The organism is Stenotrophomonas bentonitica (assembly GCF_002887735.1).
Lineage (GTDB): Bacteria > Pseudomonadota > Gammaproteobacteria > Xanthomonadales > Xanthomonadaceae > Stenotrophomonas > Stenotrophomonas bentonitica_A.
The window spans coordinates 378,252-397,980 of record NZ_PKQP01000002.1; the positions used below are offsets into that span (position 1 = coordinate 378,252).

Genomic DNA, 19,729 nt, shown 5'->3' on the forward strand with positions numbered 1-19,729 from the left:
CGGGCTGCACATCGTTTAACGTCGGTGAAACGCGGTGCAGGCGATGATGTGCGGCTCTACAATTCCCCACCCCCGACCGGACCGCCCCCGATGACCCGTACTGCCGCCTGGCTGGCTTGCCTGCTGTTGATGACTTCGCCTGCCTGGGCTGCTGAAACGACCGTCACCGGCAAGGTGTATCAGGAGCGCGACGGCAAGCCCGGGCGCGGCCCGACCGATCCCGGCCTGGCCGGTGTGCAGGTCTCCAACGGCGAAAGGATCGTGCGCACCGCCGCCGATGGCAGCTACAGCCTGCCGGTGCGCGAGGGCCAGACCGTGTTCGTGATCAAGCCGGACGAGTACCGCTTCCCGGCCGCCGCCAACGGGTTGCCCTCGTACTGGCGCCACTACGCGCCGCAGGGATCGCCGAAGCTGAAGTACGACGGCATCCGCGCCACCGGCGGCGCCACCCGCAACTGGGATTTCGCGCTGGAACCGGCCAAGGGCACCGATGCGGCACGCAACGGTTTCGAGATGCTGGTGTTCACCGATTCGCAGACCGCCAGCCGCCAGGACATCGGCTACTACCAGCGCGCCATCGTCGAGCCGATCATCGGCAAACACCCGGCGCGACTGGGCACGACCCTGGGCGACATCGTCAATGACGACCTGAGCCTGTACCCGGACACCAACAAGGTCACCGCGCAGCTGCAGGTGCCGTGGTTCCACGTGCCGGGCAACCATGACCTGGACATGGACGCCGGCAACGATGCGCACTCGCTGGACAGCTGGCGCGCCGTGTACGGCCCGGATACCTATGCGGTCGAAGAGGGGGGCGCGAGTTTCGTGTTCCTCGATGACGTGGTCTACGACCCCAAGGCCAAGCCGAGCTACGTGGGCGGCCTGCGCGCGGACCAGTTCACCTTCCTCGGCAATTACCTCAAGGGCCTGCCGCGTGATCGGCTGATCGTGCTCGGCATGCACATCCCGCTGTTCGATGCGGCACCCGGCCGGGAGACGTTCCGCCATGCCGATCGCACGCGCCTGTTCGCGCTGCTGAAGGACTTCCCGAACGTGCTGGTGCTCAGCGGCCACAGCCACACCCAGCAGCACTACTACCACGGCGCGGCCGAAGGCTGGCAGGGCAGCAAGCCGCTGCACGAGTACAACGTGGGCGCGGCCTGCGGGGCATTCTGGTCGGGCGTGAAGGACAGCAGCGGCATCCCCGACGCAACCATGAGCGATGGCACCCCGAACGGCTATGCGGTGCTGTCGGTCAAGCCCGGTGGCGACTACGGCCTGCGCTATTACGTGGCGCGTGCACCGGACGATTACCAGATCGCCCTGCATGCGCCGAAGGTGCTGCGCCAGGGCGCGTATCCGGCGTGGGGCGTGTACGCCAACGTGTTCATGGGCCAGGCCGATTCGCTGGTGGAGTACCGCGTGGACGATGGCGCCTGGCAGCCGATGAAGCGTGTCGAGCAGCCCGATCCGCGGCTGCTGCAGGAGAACGTCGCCGACGATACCGCCGAGCGCCTGCGCGGTTTCGACCGCTCGCCGGAAGCCACGCCGTCGCCGCACCTGTGGCGCGGCGCGCTGCCGACCAACCTGCCGGTAGGCGAGCACAAGGTGGAGGTGCGTGCCGTGCAGGGCGATGGCCCGACGGCCACGGCCAGCACCAGCTACCGCCTGCAGACCGCCAAGCCCTGATCACGGCGCCGTGGGTTCAGTACGGCGCTGTATGGCGCAGGCGGCTTTGCATTCCCCCGGCGATGCCTGAGAATCGCCGGGATTCAATCGATTCAACCAAGGCAAGCGAGTGAGCGCAGCGGTACCGGTTCCGGCTCAACCTGATGTGGCGCGGACGGCGGCCCCGCGGGATTCCCTCCCTGACACGCTGATCGTGGCCGATGTCGGCGGTACCTTCGCCCGCGTCGCGTTGGCCAGCGTGCGCGCTGGTGCAGCGCCACAGCTGAGCGGTCTTCAGCGCTATGCCTGTGCCGAGCACCCCAGCCTGGCCGCGATCCTGACCGATTTCATCGCGACGCTGCCCGCCGCGCCGGACAATGCGGTGGTGGCGATTGCCGGCCTGCTGGACGGCGATCACCTGGTCAACACCAATCTGCCGTGGCCGGTCTCGGTCGCGCAGACCCGTCATGATTCGGGGCTGGCTTCGCTGGCGCTGATCAACGATTTCGAAGCAGTGGCCTACGCGATTCCGCACGTAGCGCCGGAGTCCATGGTGGCCCTCAATGGCGATCCCGGCGCGGCACCGCGCTTCCCGGCATTGGTGCTGGGGCCGGGCACCGGGCTGGGCGCGGCACTGCGCTTTGAAGGCGGCGAGCGGCCGGTGCTGGCCAGTGAAGCCGGCCATGCCGCGTTGAATGCCTGCAATCCGTTGGAGCTGGAGGTGCTCTCGCGCCTGCTGCAGCGCTGGGACCACGTGGACAACGAGCGCGTGCTGTCCGGTGGCGGCCTGATGAACCTGTATCCCTGCCTGTGCGATATCCGTGGCGTCACACCGCACTGGACCAGCACCGAGGCACTGATCGCCGCCGCGCACGAGGGCGTGGATCCGGTGGCGGTGGAAACGCTGGAGGTGTTCTGCGCCTGGCTTGGCAGCCTGGCCGGCGACCTGGCCACCACCTTTGGTGCGCGCTCGGTCTATCTGGCGGGCGGCATCTCCACGCGGGTGGATCGCTTCCTGCGTGATGGCCGTTTCCGCGCGCGTTTCCTGGCCAAGGGCGTGATGCACGAGGTGCTGCGCCAGGTGCCGATCTGGCGGGTGGACCACGGCGAGCTGGGCGTTCTTGGCGCGGCGGTCTGGCACGCGGAACATCGCTGTATCGTCGTGTAATTCTTTCCTTGCCCGTTCGCTGGAGACCTACCCATGACTGACCGCAGGCGATTTCTCCAGGCCGGTGCCCTGGCCGCTGGCGCCCTCGCACTGCCGACGCTGCAGGCGCGTTCCGCCGCCGGTGCGCGGGTGGTGTCCACCTGGGATTTCGGCGTAGGGGCCAACCAGGTCGCCTGGAAAACGCTGTCGGCCGGTGGTTCGGCGCTCGATGCCGTGGAAGCCGGTGCGCGCTGGGCCGAGAGTGATCTGTGCAATCCCACGGTCGGGCGCTGCGGCAATCCCGATCGTGATGGCGTGCTGAGCCTGGATGCCAGCATCATGGATGGCGATGGTCGCTGTGGTTCGGTGGCGGCGCTGAGTGATATCGCGCACCCGGTATCGGTGGCACGGCGGGTGATGGAGCAGACCCCGCACGTGATGCTGGTCGGCGAGGGCGCGCAGCAGTTCGCCGTGCAGCAGGGCTTTGAGCGGAAGAAGCTGCTCACCCCGGAAGCCGAGAAGGCCTGGCGCGAGTGGCTCAAGACCGCGCAGTACACCCCCGAGATCAATGCCGAGCGGCGCAGCCGCCCCGGTGACAGCAGCAACCACGACACGCTGGGCATGCTCGCCATCGATGCCCAGGGGCGTCTGGCCGGTGCCTGCACCACCAGTGGCATGGCCTGGAAGATGCACGGCCGCGTGGGCGACAGCCCGATCATCGGGGCGGGCCTGTACGTGGACAACGAGGTCGGTGCCGCCACCGCTTCGGGCGTGGGTGAGGAAATGATCCGCAATGCGGCCTCGTTCCTGGTGGTCGAGTTGATGCGCCAGGGTCGCTCGCCGGCCGAGGCCTGCCGCGAGGCGATCGCGCGGGTGGTGCGCAAGCGCCCCGAGGCGAGCAGGACCCTGCAGGTCTGCTTCCTCGCCTTGAACAAGCACGGCGAAGTGGGTGCCTACGCACTGCACCGCGGTTTCGTCTACGCGGTCTGCGACAAGGACCGGCAGGACGATCTGCGTGATTCCGCTTCGGTGTACACGAGCGAGCAGACGTGAGCGCGCCGCGCCGGCTGCTGGAGATCGCCTCGAATTCGGTGGCCTCCGCCCTGGCGGCCCAGCACGGCGGGGCGGATCGGGTCGAACTGTTCGACAACCTCGCCGAGGGCGGCACGACCCCGTCGCAGGGCAGCATCGCGGTCGCCCGTGAGCGCCTGCAGATTCCCCTGTTCGTGCTGATCCGGCCGCGTCCCGGCGATTTCCTCTACACCGCGCTGGAGGCCGAGATCATGCTGCGCGATATCGCGTACTGCCGTGCGCTCGGCTGCGACGGTGTGGTGATCGGCGCTCTGGATGCCGACGGTGGCATCGACATGGCGTTGTGCCGGGAACTGGTGTCCGCAGCAGGCCCACTCGGCATCACCTTCCACCGTGCCTTCGATGCGGCGCGTGATCTGCCGGCGGCACTGGAGCAGATCGTGACGCTGGGCTGCCAGCGCATCCTGAGTTCGGGCGGGCAGGCCAGTGCGCTGGCCGGTGCCGATGTGCTGGCCGCCCTGGTGGCGCAGGCAGGCGACCGCATCTCACTGATGGCTGGTGCGGGAATCACGGCGGCCAACGCCGTGGAGGTCGCCGAGCGCAGTGGGTGCACCGAACTTCACGCCTCTGCGAAGACGACGCAGCCCTCGGCGATGCGTCACCACAATCCCGCCCTGATGGGACTGTCACCGGACTGGACCGCCACCGACGTGGCGCAGGTCAACGCACTGCGCGCGGCGCTGGATTAAAAAAAACGGCAGCCGCCTGTACAAGCGCAGCTGCCGTGGAGGACCGTTGCCCCGCCCGGAGGCGGGGGCGGGTAACGCTTAGAACTTCCAGTTCACGCCGAAGTACAGCTGGCGGCCGGTGTAGGTGTTGGACACCAGGCGGGCCTTGGTGTCGTTGCCCAGATGGATGCGCTGCTCGGACTTGGTCGCGTTCAGCACCGAGGCGGTGAAGGTCAGCGCTTCGGTGAAGTTGTAGGCCACGTTGAGATCCAGCTGGTCGTACGGTTCGGAGTACTGGCTCATGCCGTTGACCGGACCGCCCACGACTTCACCGCGGCGGTTGTACGACGCGCGTGCCAGGAACTTCTCGTTCTCGTAGAAGAGGGTCACGTTGGCCTGGTTCTTGGCGCTGCCCACCAGCGGCGAGGAACCGATCTCTTCGCCATCGAGCACGATGGCGGCCAGGTTGGTGTCGTTGTAGGTGTAGTTGGCCTGGATGCCGAAGCCCGTGTCGAAGGTGTACTGACCGTACAGCTCCACGCCCTGCGAGACGCCATCGCGGCCGTTGGCCTGGGTCTCGTACTTCTGCACCGTGACCGTTTCGCCACCGACATTCATCTGCTGGTCGCGGACCACCGGCACCGTGAAGTTGTCCACGTTCTTGCGGAACAGGCCCAGGCCCGCTACCGCGCCGGGCTTGAAGTACCACTCCAGGCCGACGTCGAACTGGGTCGCTTCGAACGGTTCCAGGTTCTTGTTGCTGCCATAGCCGTACCAGCCGGGCGTGTCGGTACCACCGGCGACACGACGGTCGTTGCTGTACTCCTCGCTGATGTAGTTCAGCGCACCCGGCGCAGCGATGCTGGTGTAGCTCGGGCGTGCGATGACCTTGGAGGCCGCACCGCGCAGCACCAGCGTATCGGTGATGTCCCAGGCGATGTTGAAGCTCGGCAGGAAGTCCGTGTAGGTCTTGTCCATCGAGGTGAAGGCGTACGTTTTCTCGCGGGCCAGGCCATCCGGGAGGCGCACGAAGCCGCTCTGGCAGACATAGCCGGTATTGGAGGCGATCAGCGGCGCGGCAGCAGGATCGTTGCAGCCCATCGGCGAGCCGGCGGCGTTGTCCTGGAAGTAGTCGTTGAACTTCTCGACCGAGTCACTGGATTCGGCGAACTGCTTGGTCCGGACCACGCGCACGCCGACGTTGCCGCGCACGCGCTCGGTACGGAAGTTGGCCTGGAAGTAGCCCGAGTAGATCTTCTCGTTGACGTTGTAGACGAAGTCCTCTTCCTTGCGGCTGTGCGATCCGCCGTACTTTTCGTTGAGGTAGTTGATGTAGGCCGGGTAGTTGATGCCCGGGAACACGTTGGCGTTGAAGCCGCCGGCGATGTTGCTGATCGGGTTGGACAGGAAGAAGCCCGGCTGGGCGACACCGGCGGTGGCATCGCAACCGGCCTGGTAACGGTTGTTGTCGTAGTCGGCCGGATCCTTGCCCTGGCACACCCAGTAGGTGTTGCCGGTATTGCGGTGCACATCGCCGTCGCGGTACTTGGCACCGAACTGGATGGAGTCCAGCCAGCCGCTTTCAAACAGCTTGGTGAAGTCGGCCTGGAAGTAGTTCTGCTTGACCTCGGTCTGCATCCACGACGAGCCGGTCGAACCGGTGTCGATCTCGGCGATGCCGGCCATCAACTGGTCCTGCAGGTTCGGCGAGAAGGTGGCGCTCGGCGTACCGGTCAGATCCCATGCGCTGTAGGTGTTGCCGGACTGCCACACACCGTCGACCTGGCGGCGCGGCTTGGCGGACATGCCGAAGTTCATCGACGGGCCACCTTCGGACCAGGTGCGGCCACCGGTGAAGGAGGCCTTCCACAGCGGGCTGATATCCCACTCGACGGTCAGGTCACCGGTCTGCGAGAGCGCCTTTTCCTTGCTGTAGGTACCGGTCAGCTGCGGGGTGGGGATGGTGCAGTCGTCCGGACCCCAGCCGCCCGGCGCCATGCCGGCGGCCGCAGCCTGTTCTTCGCTGCAGTAATACGTCTTGCCAGCCAGCTTTTCGTACTGCGCGCCGGTCACGATGCTGCCGGAGGGGTCGAAGTTCAGCCCGTTGAGCAGGCGGCCGCCGTCCCAGTTGCCGTCGCCGTTGAAGCGGGCGAGGTTCCATTCCGGGATCTTCAACATGTTCTGGGTGTAATTGCCTTCCAGCTCGAAGCGGAAGTAATTGGCGGTCAGCGTCAGGTTGTCGGTCGGCTTGAACTGGAAGGTCAACTGGCCACCGGTGCGCTCGCGCTTTTCTTCCTTGACGGCGAAGTTCACCGAGGTCGGCATGAAGAATTCGCTGTAGTTGCGCCCGCTCTGGTCATTGAAGCCGGACTGGCCCCACCAGTAGTGGATACCGTCCTGCAGCTGCGGATTGCCGTAGGCATCCACCGCGTCGGTACCGTTGCCGTACCACTGGTAGTCCTCGGTGCTCGCCTGCATGGTACGGCTGGTGCGGGTCTGCTTGGTCGCGCCGACCAGCACGCCGAAGCGCTCATCCTTGCTGTGCCAGGAGTACAGCGCCGACGTCTGCGGATCCACGTCGTGGCTGGTGTCCGAGGAGGTGCCCTCCAGGTTCACGTAGCCGGAGTTGGCTTCCATGTCGAGCGGGCGACGCGTGTGCAGGATCACGGTGCCGCCGATGCCGCCTTCATCCAGGCGGGCCTCTGGCGATTTGAACAGCTCGGCGCTGGAAAGCATGTTGGCCGGCAGCAGCGTGTAGTTGAACGAACGGGTGGCCTCGTTGTTGGTTTCCGAGGTCGCCACGTAGTTGCCGTTCAACTGGGTCAGGGTCAGGTCCGGAGCGAGGCCGCGCACACTGACGGTCTTGCCTTCGCCACCGCCGCGCTCGATGACCACGCCAGGCACGCGCTGCAGCGCGTCGGCGACGTTCTTGTCGGGGAACTTGCCCACGTCCTCGGCGGTGATGACTTCCACCACGGCGTTGGCGTCGCGCTTCTGCTGCAGACTCTTTTCGATGGCGTAGCGGTAGCCGGTGACGGTCACGCTGTCGAGCGTGGTGGCATCGGGTGTACCCGTGGCCGGGGTGGCTTGCTGCGCGAGCGCGGCCGGCACGACGGCCGTGGCCAACGCGCTGGCAATGGCCGCGGACAACGCAACGCGGCGGTGCATGCGTGACATCTTCATTCCACTCTCTCCCTCTCCTGGATTGAAACGGTGGCGATACGAATTCTTTGAATCGATCTAATGGGTGGAGCCAAATTATCTCGAGCGTCGAGTTGCCTGGCGCGTCCCGCATGCATCGCGTGGGGCAGTCCCCCGGCTCCCCACTTCCGGCAATCGTGACCGTTTTAAGTTGGATCGATCTAAACGATTGGCGGGGGATTTTTAGCACGACCGCGCGAGGGAAGCATGCTGCTCCGCAATATGGACGCGGGGCGTGCTTTCGCTTGACCCCGGCCGATCCCGCGATGTTGCTGGGTCCGGGGCTTCAGCCCGCTATATCGGCCGATGGGACGGAATGTCGGCCCCCGGCACCGGGCACTGCCAGGCACTGCGCAGGCTCGGGCAGGGCGGGGTGCTGGCGATCGGTCCTCGATGTTGCAGCGCAGAATGCATCGATTGAAATTCCCGTGCTTTACTTAAATCGATCTAAATTCACCGGGGTGTGGATTGGGTCGCCCAGTCCAGGGAATTAGAGGCGCCCGCCGCCACTGGTTCGCGCTGCCGCCACGTCCGCCAAGGAGTCCGTGTCCGTGACCCGTCTTTCTCACCGTCCTTCCGTCGTTTCCGCCGCCGGCGCCATCCCGGCCCGCCGCCGCCCGCTCGCCGGCCTGGCCTGCCTGCTGGCGCTGAGCTGCGCGCCGCTGATGCTGCAGGCCGCGCCCGCCGCGCCCGCCGCGCTGGAGCGCGAGGTCAACACCTTCATCGGCAGCAAGGACGATGGCAATACGTTCCCGGGTGCCTCGGCGCCGTTCGGCCTGATCCAGGTCAGCCCGATCGGTGAGCACTACGCCGGGTGGCGCTACGACGATCCGAAGATCCGGGGTTTCGGGCATTCCTTCCTCTCCGGTGCGGGCTGCTGGGAGCAGGGCGGCCAGGTCTCGGTCCTGCCGGTGACCGGCAGCATCGGCCCGGGCGGCGACTTCAATACCGACGACGCCAAGAGCTTCGATCACAAGCGCTACGCCTCCAGCTATACCCACGACGGGGAAGTCGGGCAGGCGGGCTACTACAAGGTGCGCCTGACCAACTACGGCGGCATCGATGCCGAAGCCACCGCACGCACCCGTGCCGCGGCCGAGCGTTACACCTTCGCCGCCGATGCAGGCACCGGCCACGTGCTGGTGAACCTCGGCCAGGCCAACGAGCGCCATTCGGTGATCGGCAGCGTGGTCGATGTGGTCGGCGACCGCGCCGTGGAAGGCAAGCTGGTCACCAAGAGCTTCTGCGGTGGCCATCAGTACACCACGTGGTTCCGCATCGAGTTCGACCGCCCGTTCAAGTCGTTCGGCACCTGGGGCGAGGGCGGTGGCCTGCCCGGCGCCCGCCATGGCATGGAAGGCGAGCTCAAGCCGAGTGGCGCCTGGCTCAGCTTCGACCTGGGCAAGGGCCGCGCGGTGACCGCAGTCAGCGCGATCTCCCACGTGGATGCCGAAGGCGCGCGCGCCAACCTGCGCAGCGATGGCATGCAGGGCGACCGCCTGCTTGCTTTCGACCAGATGCGGCAGATGGCACAGCAGCAGTGGCGCAAGGAACTGGCGGCCGTGCGTGTGCAGGGCGGCAGCAACGATGACCGTACCGTGCTCTACACCGCGCTGTACCACGCGCTGCTGCAGCCACTGACCGGCAGCGATGCCGACGGCCGTTACCGTGGCTACGACGACACCATCCATCGCGCTGACGGCTGGACCTACTACGAGTACTTCTCGCTGTGGGATACCTACCGCGCGCAGAACCAGTGGCTGGCCCTGACCAAGCCGGAGGTCGCGCGCGACATCGGCCGCACGCTGCTGGCCATCGAGGCGCAGGGCGGTTGGCTGCCGCGCTGGGGCTATGCCAACTTCGAAACCAACGTGATGACCGGTGATCCGGTGACGCCGTTCCTGGTCGACCTGTGGCGTTTCGGCGCGCTGGCCGGCCGCGAGGGCGAGGCCTACACCGCGCTGCGCAAGAACGCGTTCGAAGTGCCGCCGATGAACTCGCGTCATGCGGGCCGTTCGGGCAACCCCAGCTACCTGGCCAACGGCTACGTGCAGTACGACCGCGCCTTCCCCTCCAAGGGCATGGACGTGGACCCGCACCACGGTGGCTCGGCAACGCTGGAGTACGCACTGGCCGACTGCGCGCTGGCACAGATGGCCGATGGCCTCGGCCATGCCGCCGATGCCGGCGTGCTGCGTGAGCGCGGCCGCAACTGGCGCAAGGTGTGGGACCCGTCGGTGCGTGACGAGGAGGGCGATTTCAACGGCTTCCCGCGGCCGCGCATGGAGGATGGCGCGTGGTACCTGCCGGCCGATGGCAAGTACAGCCCGCGCTCGCACCATGGCTTCCATGAAGGCACTGCGTGGCAGTACCAGTGGCTGGCGCAGCAGGACGTGCCGGGCCTGGTCCAGGCCATGCACGGCCGCGAGCAGGCCGCTCGCCGCCTGGACACGTTCTTCGCCTACGACGCGCTGGTGACCTCGCCGCTGACCGCCGCACGCAAGGAATGGGTGGTTGGCCCGTACAGCTACTACAACCAGTACCGCTACAACCCGAACAACGAGCCGGACCTGCATGCGCCGTGGATGTACACGCTGATCGGCCAGCCGTGGAAGACCGCCACCGTGGTGCGCGCCGCGCAGCAGCTGTTCACCAACGCGCCCAACGGGGTCACCGGCAACGATGACCTGGGCACGATGTCGGCCTGGTACCTGTTCAGCGCGCTCGGCCTGTACCCGGCCGTGCCGGGCAGCGGCGAGTTCCTGCTGCATACCCCGCGCTTCGCCCGCGCCGAGATCGATCTGGGCCAGGGCAGGACGCTCACCCTGAAGGCACCGGGCGCCGACGGCCGCAAGCTGCAGTACGTCCAGAATGTCCAGGTCGATGGCCGCGCGCATGCGCCGGTGTGGCTGGACTGGGCGCAGCTGCAGCGCGGTGGCACCATCGCCTTCGCGCTGGGCGGCACCGCGCCGGAGAACGGCTGGGGCACCCAGGCCGAGGCGCTGCCGGCCTCGTTCTGCGCCACCCCGGGCGCGGTGCTCGAATGAGCCACGCACCGGCCCGTGCCGTGGCCAGCCCATCGGGGCTGACCGCCGGCACGGGGCACGGACCGCTGGTCAATGCGATCGTTTAGGCTTGCACCTTGCTTGAGGAACCCGACGACCCGATGAAAGACAAGGCCACCCCCGCCGGCAAAGGCACGCGCGCGGTCACCGTGACCGACATCGCCGAAGCGATCGGCGTGTCGCGCGCGACCGTCTCGCTGGTGTTGCGTGGCAGCCCGCTGGTGAATGTCGACACCCGTGCCAAGGTGGAGGCCGAACTGCGGCGCCAGCGCTATGTCTACAACCGTGGCGCGGCCAATCTGCGCCGGCGTACCTCGTCCAGCGTGGCGCTGGTCATCAACGACCTGTCCAACCCGTTCTTCGCCGAGTTCGCCTCCGGGGTGGACGAAGCGCTGGGCGGCAAGGGCTTCGTGACCCTGCTTGGCAGCACCGGTGAATCGCCGGAGCGGCAGCAGGCAGTGCTGACCACGTTGATGGAGCACATGCCGGCCGGGCTGATCCTGTCGCCCGCCGAAGGCAGCGATGCCGGGCAGCTGCGCCAGGTGCTCGGGCACGCCAACGTGCTGCTGTTCAACCGCGAGCTGCCCGGTGCCGACTGGGACTTCCTGACCCTGGACAACCAGCAGGGTGCCTATCTGGCCACGCGGCATCTGATCGAGCAGGGCCACCGCCGCATCGCGTTCTATGGCGGTCATGCGGTGTCCAGTTCCTGCCATCAGCGCCGCACCGGCTATGCGCAGGCCCTGGTGGAAGCCGGCATGCCGGTGCAGCCGGAGTGGCTGATCGAAACCTCGCCCAGCCGCCTGGATGCGGCCGCGCGCACCGGCGAGCTGTTCGCGCTGGATGCCGTGCCGACCGCAGCGGTCTGCTACAACGACAGCGTCGCGCTGGGTCTGATGCTGGGCCTGGCATCGCGTGGCGTGCAGCCGGGCCGCGATTTCGCGGTGACCGGTTTCGATGATATTTCCGAGGCCTCGGTGGCATCGCCGCCGCTGACCACGCTGACCGTCAACCCGCGCGAACGCGGGCGACAGGCAGCCGAACTGCTGCTGCTGCGTCTGGATCATCCCGACGCCGCACCGGCCCGTACCGTTGCACCGGTCCAGCTCCGCGTTCGCGAGAGCAGCGGCGCGATGACTGTCTGATGGCTCCCCCAATCACCTGCTCGCGCACTGAGGCGCGTACCTGAATGCCCATCTCTCCAACGCCCCGCCTCCCATCCTCATCCTCCGCCGCGCCCGTGGTGAACACGCGCGTTGCGCTGGCCGTGGCGACCACGATCTTCTTCATGTGGGGCTTCCTCACCTGCCTCAATGACATCCTGATCCCGCATCTGAAGGCCGTGTTCGATCTGACCTACGCCCGCGCGATGCTGGTGCAGTTCACCTTCTTCGGCGCGTACTTCCTGATGTCGGTGCCGGCCAGTCGCCTGGTCGCACGGCTGGGCTACAAGAACGGCATCGTGGCCGGCCTTGCCATCGCCGCAGTGGGCGCGCTCGGCTTCTGGCCCGCGGCCGAGCTGCGCGTGTATGAAGCCTTCCTGGGTGCGCTGTTCGTGCTGGCCACGGGTATCACTGTCCTGCAGGTGGCGGCCAACCCGTATGTGGCGCTGCTCGGTCCGGAACAGACGGCGTCGAGCCGACTGACCCTGGCCCAGGCGCTGAACTCGCTGGGGACCGCGATCGCGCCGATCTTCGGTGGCCTGCTCATCCTGGGCAACACCGTCAAGAGTGCGGACGAGATCAATGTGCTGCCGATGGCCGAACAGCTGGCCTATCGCACCCAGGAAGCCCAGTCGGTGCAGGGCCCGTATGTCGGCCTGGCAATCGCGCTGGTCCTGCTTGCCGTGTTCGTCTATCTGTTCCGCCTGCCGGCACTGAATGAGACGACCGAGCAGAACAGCAGCGACAAGCACACCCTGATGGAGGCGCTGCGTCACCGCCACGTCCGGTTCGGCGTGCTCGGCATCTTCTTCTACGTGGGTGCGGAAGTGGCGGTCGGCAGCGTGCTGGTGAACTACCTGTCGCTGCCGAACATCGGCGGCTTCAGCGAACAGCAGGCCACGCATTACGTCTCTGCGTACTGGACGATGGCGATGATCGGCCGCTTTGCCGGTTCGGCCATCATGACCCGCTTCTCGCCGCGCCTGCTGCTGACCCTGTTCGCCAGCATGAACGTGGCGCTGCTGGCGCTGACCATGCTCACCCAGGGGCAGGTGGCGCTGTACTCGGTGGTGGCGATCGGCCTGTTCAACTCGATCATGTTCCCGACGATCTTCGCGCTGAGCATCGAACGCCTGGGCACGCTGACCACCAAGGCGTCGAGCCTGCTGATCATGGCGATCGTCGGCGGGGCGCTGATCCCGGTCCTGCAGGGCAAGCTGGCCGACCATATCGGCCTGCAGCCGTCCTTCATCCTGCCGCTGCTGTGCTACGGCTACATCATCTTCTACGGCCTGTGGGGCTCGCGCCCGGCCGCTGGAATCCGCCAGGGAGCTTGAGGCCACGATGTCCAAGATTGTTTGTTTCGGCGAGATTTTGATCGATCTACTTGCCCAGCCACCGGCCACCCCGGACACCCCGCGTGCCTTCCTGCAGTATGCCGGCGGTGCGCCCGCCAACGTCGCCGTTGCTGCGGCGCGGCTTGGGGCGGACACCCATTTTGCCGGCATGCTCGGCCAGGACATGTTCGGCGACTTCCTCGCCGAGAGCCTGGCCAGTGCCGGCGTGGCGACGGACTGCATCGTACGCACCGACGCGGCCAAGACCGCGCTGGCCTTCGTTGCCCTGGATGCCAGCGGCGAGCGCAGCTTCAGCTTCTACCGCCCGCCGGCGGCGGACCTGCTGTTCCGCAGTGCGCATTTCCACCCGAACTGCTTCGACGGGACGCGCAGCTTCCATGTGTGTTCCAACAGCCTGACCGAGGCCGAGATCGCCGAGGCGACATTGGAGGGCATGCGCCGCGCGCGCCAGGCCGGTGCGATGGTCAGCCTCGACCTCAACCTGCGCCCGGCGCTGTGGCCGACCGGTGTCGACCCGCTGCCGCGGTTGTGGGAAGCGCTGTCGCTGGCCGATCTGGTCAAGCTCTCGCGCGAAGAACTCGAATATCTGGCGGCCTCGGTGCCGGGCGGTGACGCCGCCGTGGTCGAGCGCCTGCTCGCCGCGCAGGCGCAGGCGGTGGTGATCACCGACGGTGCCGCGCCGATCCGCTGGCATACCCGACACACCCACGGCGTGCTCACCGGCTTCCGCGTCACCACGGTCGATTCCACTGCGGCGGGCGATGCCTTTGTTGGCGGGCTGCTGTTCGGCATCGGCGAGCGCGGTGGCGACGGGACGGGCTTTGCCGCCTTCTGCCAGGACCCTGCCGGGCTGGTGGAGGCGATCCGCTTCGGTGCGGCCGTCGGTGCGCTCGCGGTCACCCGCAAGGGCGCCTTCGCCGCGATGCCGAGCCGTGATGAAGTCCAGCACCTGCTCCAGCAACAACAGGATGACGCCGCATGACCACGCCGGTTCCGCCGACCCCCGATTTCCGCTCGCCCGCGTTCCTGCGCGCCCATATCGCGCAGACGATGGCGTTCTACCAGCCGCATGAAATCGACCCCAAGGGCGGTTTCTTCCATTACTACCGTGACGATGGCAGCGTCTACGACGCCAGCCATCGTCATCTGGTCAGCAGCACCCGGTTCGTGTTTAACCACGCGATGGCTTACCGCGAGTTCGGCAAGCCGGAGGACCTGGCCGCGGTCGAACACGGCCTCCGCTACCTGCGCGAGGTGCATCGCAACCCGGCGACCGGCGGTTACGCCTGGACGCTGCGCGATGGTGTGGTCGAAGATGCGACCAACCACTGCTACGGCGTGGCGTTCGTGCTGCTGGCCTACAGCTGCGCGCTGAAGGCCGGCGTCAACGAGGCCCGTGCGTGGATGGACGAGACCTGGCAGCTGCTGGAGACGCGCTTCTGGGAGCCGGCGTTCGGCCTGTACAAGGACGAAGCCGACGCCGACTGGACCTTCAGCGATTACCGCGGCCAGAACGCCAACATGCACATGTGCGAAGCGATGCTGGCTGCATTCGAGGCCAGTGGCGAGGAGCGGTACCTGGAACGTGCGCTGCTGCTGGCCGACCACATGACCCGCCGCCAGGCGGCGCAGGGCGACGGGCTGGTGTGGGAGCACTACGACACCCAGTGGCAGATCGACTGGAACTACAACCGTGACAATCCCAAGCACCTGTTCCGCCCCTGGGGTTTCCAGCCGGGCCATCAGACCGAGTGGGCCAAGCTGCTGCTGATCCTGGATCGCCACGTACAGGCCGACTGGCTCGTGCCGACCGCGCGGCATCTGTTCGATGTGGCGGTGGAACGCAGCTGGGACGCCGAACGCGGCGGGCTGTACTACGGGTTCGCCCCGGACGGCAGCGTGTGCGATGACGACAAGTACTTCTGGGTGCAGGCCGAATCGCTGGCCACCGCCGCGCTGCTGGCCAAGCGCACCGGCGACGCCGTGTACTGGGACTGGTACGACAAACTGTGGGGCTACGCCTGGCAGCACATGATCGATCATCGCTACGGCGCCTGGTATCGCATCCTGGACGCGGACAACCGCAAGTACAGCGATGAGAAGAGCCCGGCCGGCAAGACCGACTACCACACCATGGGCGCGTGCTACGAAGTGCTCAACGTAGTGCGTTGAATCGGTAGCCGACCGCCGGTCGGCTACCCCAACCCGGTAGAGCCGACCGTTGGTCGGCTGCTCCCGCAGCCAGGCAGATCCCCAATGCGCACGCACAGCCGTCTCCATGTCGTTGCACCGGCCTGCTGGCTGATGCTGGTCCTGCTGGCCGCCTGGGCACTGCCCGTGGCAGCCGCCCCGCTGGCGGCGGAGTGGTCATTCCGCCTGCTACCCGGCGACGCGCGCGGTGCCGCGCATCCTGGCCTGCAACAGTGGCGCCCGGCGCAGGTGCCCGGCGCCGTGCACACCGACCTGCTGGCGCAGGGGCAGATTCCGGATCCCTACGTCGGCGCCCCGGAGGCCGGGCTGCAGTGGATCGGCCTGGCCGATTGGGAGTACCGCGCACGGTTCGACGTGGATGCCGGCACGCTCGCCCGTGCGCATGCCGAGCTGGCGTTCGACGGGCTCGACACGTTCGCCACGGTCACCCTCAACGGTCAGCCACTGCTGCAGGCCGACAACAGCCATCGCACCTGGCGGGCCCGGGTCGACGGGAAGCTGCGCGCGCGCGGCAATGAACTGCGCATCGCGCTGCGCTCGCCGATCCGCACCCTGCTGCCGGGCGTGCAGGCGATGCCGCACAAGATCGCCGGCAACTATCCCTCGCCCTATGGCGATGAGCCAAAAGACGCGATGGTCGGCAATTTCGTGCGCAAGCCGGGCTACCACTTCGGCTGGGACTGGGGCCCGCGATACGTGACCGCCGGCATCTGGCGCCCAGTGCAACTGGAGAGCTGGGACGCGCAGCGCCTGACCGCGCTGACCGTGCAGACCCGCGCCCTGGATGCGACGCGGGCGGACCTTGAGGTTGCGGTGGAGGTGGAGAGTGCTGCCGTCGGCACTGCAGCGGTGCAGGTCGAGGTGCTGGATCCGGACGGCAAGCGCGTGGCGCGCATCGACCGCAAGGCCCTGCTCAAGGCCGGTGACAACCGGATCGTCATGCCGGTCGCGCTACCGCAGCCACGGCGCTGGTGGCCGGCCGGGCAGGGCGAGCAGGCGCGCTACACCGTGCGCGCCACGCTGGCCCCTGGCACGACGGACGCGACCCGCATCGAGCAGCGCACCGGCCTTCGCACCGTCGAGCTGCGCCGGGAAGTGGACCGCAACGGCGGGCAGGGGTTCGCATTCGTGATCAACGGCGTGCCGATCTTCGCCAAGGGCGCCAACGTGATCCCGTTCGACATGTTCCCGGCGCGCGTGGACGCGGCGCGGATCCGGCGTGAGCTGACCGCTGCGCGCGATGCCAACATGAACATGCTGCGCAACTGGGGCGGCGGCTACTACGAAGATGACGTGTTCTTCGACATCGCCGACGAACTCGGTCTGCTGGTCTGGCAGGACTTCATGTTCGGGGGCGGCATGCAGCCCGGCTACGACCCGGACTTCCGCGCGAACGTGGTCGCCGAGGCGCGCGACAACGTGCGGCGCCTGCGACATCACCCCAGCGTGGTGCTGTGGTGTGGCAACAACGAAGAAGAAACCGCGTGGAAGGACTGGGGCCACGGCCGCGACCTGACCGCTGCCGATCCCGCGTTCGCCGCGAAGGTCTGGCAGGGCTACGTTGACCTGTTCGGCAATGACCTGCGCCAGGTGGTGGCCGAGGAGGGCCTGGGCGTGCCGTACTGGTCGAGCTCGCCGAGCAACGACCTGGACGAGAAGGCCAACGATTCCACCCGCGGCGACAAGCACTACTGGCAGGTGTGGGGCAATCCGGCCCTGCCGGTCACCGCCTACCTGCACGAAACGCCGCGCTTCATGTCCGAGTACGGGCTGCAGGCCTGGCCGGTGCTGCGCACGCTGGACGGCATCATTCCCGCCGCGGAACAGCAGGTGGACAGCCCGACGGTGCGCGCGCACCAGAAATTCATGGCAGGCGAGGGCAACCAGCGCCTGCTCAAGTACATCGAGGAGGAGTACGGCACGCCGCGCGACTTCCCGGCGTTCGTGTATCTGAGCCAGGTGATGCAGGCCGACGGTATCCAGCTCGCCGCGCTGCATCACCGCGCCTCCAGGCCGTACACGATGGGCTCGCTGTACTGGCAGCTCAACGATGTGTGGCCGGGCGCCTCGTGGTCCAGCATCGACTACGCCGGCCGCTGGAAAGCGCTGCACTTCCACGCCAAACGGTTCTTCGCCGACCACGCGGTGGCCGCATTGCGCGACGAAGGCGTGACCCGGGTGAGCCTGCTCAACGATCGTCAGCAGGGCCTGCAGGCGACGTGGCGGATGCGGGTGATGGATCTCGATGGCGCGCTGCGCAGTGACCAGCGGCAAACCGTGGCACTGCCGCCGTTGTCCGCGCTGGAGGTGGGGCGATTCGCCGACGCGGACCTGTTGAAGGGCGCCGAGCCCACCCGCACGGTGGCGGTAGTCGAGCTGTTCGATGGCGCCACGCTGTTGTCGCAGCAGGTGGTGTATTTCGTCCCGGCCAAGGCGTTGGCGCTGTCACCTGCGACCATTGATGCTGAGCTGCGCGCCGACGGCAACGGCAACGGCAACGGCGACGGCTACGTGTTGACGCTGCGCTCGCCGAAGCTGGTGCGTGCGCTGTGGATCGCCTTCGACGGCGTGGATGCCACCCTGGACGACAACGCGCTGGACCTGGTGCCGGGCGAGGCGGTGACGATCCGGCTGCGCAGTAAAGCGGACCTGGACAAGCTGCGTGATGCGCTGCGCTTCACCTCGCTTGCGGATACGAAGGCAAGGTAACGCAACGGGCGACCGGCATGGCGTCAGCCGATGGGGGTAAAGGCGACCGGTAGAGCCGAAGGTAGAGCCGACTGTTAGTCGGCTGCTCTTCTTCGATCGGCATGGCGTTAGCCGACTAACAGTCGGCTCTACCGGTCGGGTTTACCCATCGGCTCTACAGCGTGATCTGCTGGAAATTCTCGACGCGGTCGTGGCCGTGGGTGGCCTCACCGCTGCGCGGCAGCGGGTAGTCGTCCAGGCGATCCAGCAGACGGGTCTGCAGGCCGGCGTCGCGCGCGGCATCCAGTTCTTCGACCACATCAGACAAGAAGACGATCTGCCCGGCCGGCACGCCGATCGCCTCGACGATGTGGCGGTAGCTGTCCGCCTCACGTTTGCCGCCGATCTCGGTGTCGAACCAGCCCGAGACCAGCCCGGTCAGGTCACCGGCCTCGATGAAGCCGAAGAACAGCTTCTGCGACGGCACCGACCCGGAGGAATACACGTATAGCGGCTTGCCCTCGGCATGCCAGCCCTTCAGCACGGCGGCCACTTCGGGATAGAAGTGCGCCTTGTAGTCGCCGTTGCGGTAGCCGGCTTCCCAGATCATGCCCTGCAGCGCCTTGAGCGCGGTGTGCTTGCGGTCCTGGTCGATCCAGCCCTGCAGCGTCTCCACGATCAGGCTGTCCTGGCAGGCGCCGCCGATCTCGACCGCCACCGCATCCAGCCAGCGGCGCACCTGCGGCTCGTGGCCATGCGCGGCGACGAACGCCGGCAGCGCCTTGCGCGCATACGGGAACAGCACGTTCTTGACGAACGAAATGCTGCTGGTGGTGCCCTCGATATCGGTGAGGATGACGGTCGGATGCGGCATGGATCAGTCGGCCTGGTGCTGTGCGGGGTGGTAACGCGGGAAGGTCTGGGCAATGTCACTGCCGGTGAAATGGCCGACCCAGCCATCCGGCTCGGTGAAGAAGCGGATCGCCACGAAGCTCGGCTCCTCGCCCATGTCGAACCAGTGCGTGATGCCATCGGGCACGGCGATCAGATCGTTCTTCACGCACTCGATCTCGTAGACCTTGCCATCCACGTGCAGGGTGAACAGCCCCGAGCCGGCGACGAAGAAGCGGACTTCATCTTCCTTGTGGAAGTGCTCGTCCAGGAACTTCTTGCGCAGTTCGGCGCGGTTGGGGTTGTCCGGCGCGATCGAGGCGACATCCACGCTCTTGAAACCGTGCGTGGCGACGAGACGGTCGATATCGACCTTGTAGGCGGCGAAGACCTCGTCCTGGCTGGCGCCCGGCGCGACCTCATGGGCCGCCTGCCAGCGCTCGAACGTGACGCCGATCCGCTTGAGTTCGGCAGCGATCGCCTCGCCATCCCGGCTGTCGAACAGCGGGACATCCGGGGCGGTGTCATCAAAGATACGGAGTCGGCTCATGGCGGCGGCATCGAGGCGAAGAGGGGA

The 19,729-nt window shown here is 67.1% G+C and carries 13 protein-coding genes; 10 read left to right on the forward strand and 3 right to left on the reverse strand.

Annotation, left to right across the window (positions count from 1 at the left end; translation table 11 throughout):
* Window positions 1-90 precede the first annotated feature (90 nt).
* The 4 genes from C0R07_RS06115 to C0R07_RS06130 all read left to right on the forward strand — a co-directional run bounded on the left by C0R07_RS06115 (window position 91) and on the right by C0R07_RS06130 (window position 4,596).
* Window positions 91-1,689: a calcineurin-like phosphoesterase C-terminal domain-containing protein gene (locus C0R07_RS06115; RefSeq protein WP_102788412.1), complete on the forward strand. Its 1,599-nt coding sequence runs from the start codon at window positions 91-93 to the stop codon at window positions 1,687-1,689.
* A gap of 145 nt (window positions 1,690-1,834) precedes the next feature.
* A complete protein-coding gene (locus C0R07_RS06120) occupies window positions 1,835-2,836 on the forward strand; it encodes a glucokinase (protein WP_070472950.1) in 1,002 nt (333 codons plus the stop codon).
* Between the two features lie 33 nt (window positions 2,837-2,869).
* Window positions 2,870-3,868: a N(4)-(beta-N-acetylglucosaminyl)-L-asparaginase gene (locus C0R07_RS06125; protein WP_019182996.1), complete on the forward strand. Its 999-nt coding sequence runs from the start codon at window positions 2,870-2,872 to the stop codon at window positions 3,866-3,868.
* A complete protein-coding gene (locus C0R07_RS06130) occupies window positions 3,865-4,596 on the forward strand; it encodes a copper homeostasis protein CutC (protein WP_070472944.1) in 732 nt (243 codons plus the stop codon). Before C0R07_RS06125 ends, C0R07_RS06130 begins: the two co-directional genes overlap by 4 nt.
* Window positions 4,597-4,674: 78 nt before the next feature.
* Here the strand turns inward: C0R07_RS06130 and C0R07_RS06135 are convergent, their stop codons facing one another.
* Window positions 4,675-7,758 (reverse strand): TonB-dependent receptor, encoded by a 3,084-nt coding sequence (locus tag C0R07_RS06135; protein WP_102788413.1) that lies wholly within the window; start codon window positions 7,756-7,758, stop codon window positions 4,675-4,677.
* Window positions 7,759-8,327: 569 nt separating this feature from the next.
* Here C0R07_RS06135 and C0R07_RS06140 point away from each other — a divergent pair.
* From C0R07_RS06140 to C0R07_RS06165, 6 genes are all read left to right on the forward strand, one after another.
* Window positions 8,328-10,823, forward strand: coding sequence for a GH92 family glycosyl hydrolase (locus tag C0R07_RS06140; protein ID WP_102788414.1), 2,496 nt, complete (start codon window positions 8,328-8,330; stop codon window positions 10,821-10,823).
* Window positions 10,824-10,942: 119 nt separating this feature from the next.
* Complete coding sequence (locus tag C0R07_RS06145) at window positions 10,943-11,986, forward strand: LacI family DNA-binding transcriptional regulator (protein ID WP_019182992.1); 1,044 nt, start codon at window positions 10,943-10,945, stop codon at window positions 11,984-11,986.
* 44 nt (window positions 11,987-12,030) lie between these two features.
* On the forward strand, window positions 12,031-13,341 hold the full coding sequence (gene fucP, locus C0R07_RS06150; protein WP_102788415.1) for an L-fucose:H+ symporter permease: 1,311 nt from the start codon (window positions 12,031-12,033) through the stop codon (window positions 13,339-13,341).
* A gap of 7 nt (window positions 13,342-13,348) precedes the next feature.
* A complete protein-coding gene (locus C0R07_RS06155; RefSeq protein ID WP_102788416.1) occupies window positions 13,349-14,344 on the forward strand; it encodes a carbohydrate kinase family protein in 996 nt (331 codons plus the stop codon).
* Window positions 14,341-15,534 carry an AGE family epimerase/isomerase gene (locus tag C0R07_RS06160; RefSeq protein WP_102788417.1) on the forward strand — a complete coding sequence of 398 codons (1,194 nt, stop codon included), beginning with the start codon at window positions 14,341-14,343 and terminating at the stop codon, window positions 15,532-15,534. The genes C0R07_RS06155 and C0R07_RS06160 overlap by 4 nt, the downstream gene beginning before the upstream one ends.
* An 84-nt stretch (window positions 15,535-15,618) precedes the next feature.
* Window positions 15,619-18,282 carry a beta-mannosidase gene (locus C0R07_RS06165; RefSeq protein WP_102788418.1) on the forward strand — a complete coding sequence of 888 codons (2,664 nt, stop codon included), beginning with the start codon at window positions 15,619-15,621 and terminating at the stop codon, window positions 18,280-18,282.
* A 154-nt stretch (window positions 18,283-18,436) separates the two neighbouring features.
* Here the strand turns inward: C0R07_RS06165 and mtnC are convergent, their stop codons facing one another.
* Window positions 18,437-19,135, reverse strand: a complete 699-nt coding sequence (mtnC, locus tag C0R07_RS06170; protein ID WP_102788419.1) for an acireductone synthase — start codon at window positions 19,133-19,135, stop codon at window positions 18,437-18,439.
* A 3-nt stretch (window positions 19,136-19,138) separates the two neighbouring features.
* Window positions 19,139-19,702 carry a 1,2-dihydroxy-3-keto-5-methylthiopentene dioxygenase gene (locus C0R07_RS06175; RefSeq protein WP_102788420.1) on the reverse strand — a complete coding sequence of 188 codons (564 nt, stop codon included), beginning with the start codon at window positions 19,700-19,702 and terminating at the stop codon, window positions 19,139-19,141.
* Window positions 19,703-19,729: the final 27 nt, after the last annotated feature.

Coding starts and splice junctions, on each gene's coding strand:
- C0R07_RS06115 (WP_102788412.1), top strand. CDS start 91: ATGACCCGTACTGCCGCCTGGCTGGCTTGCCTGCTGTTGATGACTTCG.
- C0R07_RS06160 (WP_102788417.1), top strand. CDS start 14,341: ATGACCACGCCGGTTCCGCCGACCCCCGATTTCCGCTCGCCCGCGTTC.
- C0R07_RS06165 (WP_102788418.1), top strand. CDS start 15,619: ATGCGCACGCACAGCCGTCTCCATGTCGTTGCACCGGCCTGCTGGCTG.
- fucP (WP_102788415.1), top strand. CDS start 12,031: ATGCCCATCTCTCCAACGCCCCGCCTCCCATCCTCATCCTCCGCCGCG.
- C0R07_RS06135 (WP_102788413.1), bottom strand. CDS start 7,758: ATGAAGATGTCACGCATGCACCGCCGCGTTGCGTTGTCCGCGGCCATT.
- C0R07_RS06125 (WP_019182996.1), top strand. CDS start 2,870: ATGACTGACCGCAGGCGATTTCTCCAGGCCGGTGCCCTGGCCGCTGGC.
- C0R07_RS06155 (WP_102788416.1), top strand. CDS start 13,349: ATGTCCAAGATTGTTTGTTTCGGCGAGATTTTGATCGATCTACTTGCC.
- mtnC (WP_102788419.1), bottom strand. CDS start 19,135: ATGCCGCATCCGACCGTCATCCTCACCGATATCGAGGGCACCACCAGC.
- C0R07_RS06175 (WP_102788420.1), bottom strand. CDS start 19,702: ATGAGCCGACTCCGTATCTTTGATGACACCGCCCCGGATGTCCCGCTG.
- C0R07_RS06145 (WP_019182992.1), top strand. CDS start 10,943: ATGAAAGACAAGGCCACCCCCGCCGGCAAAGGCACGCGCGCGGTCACC.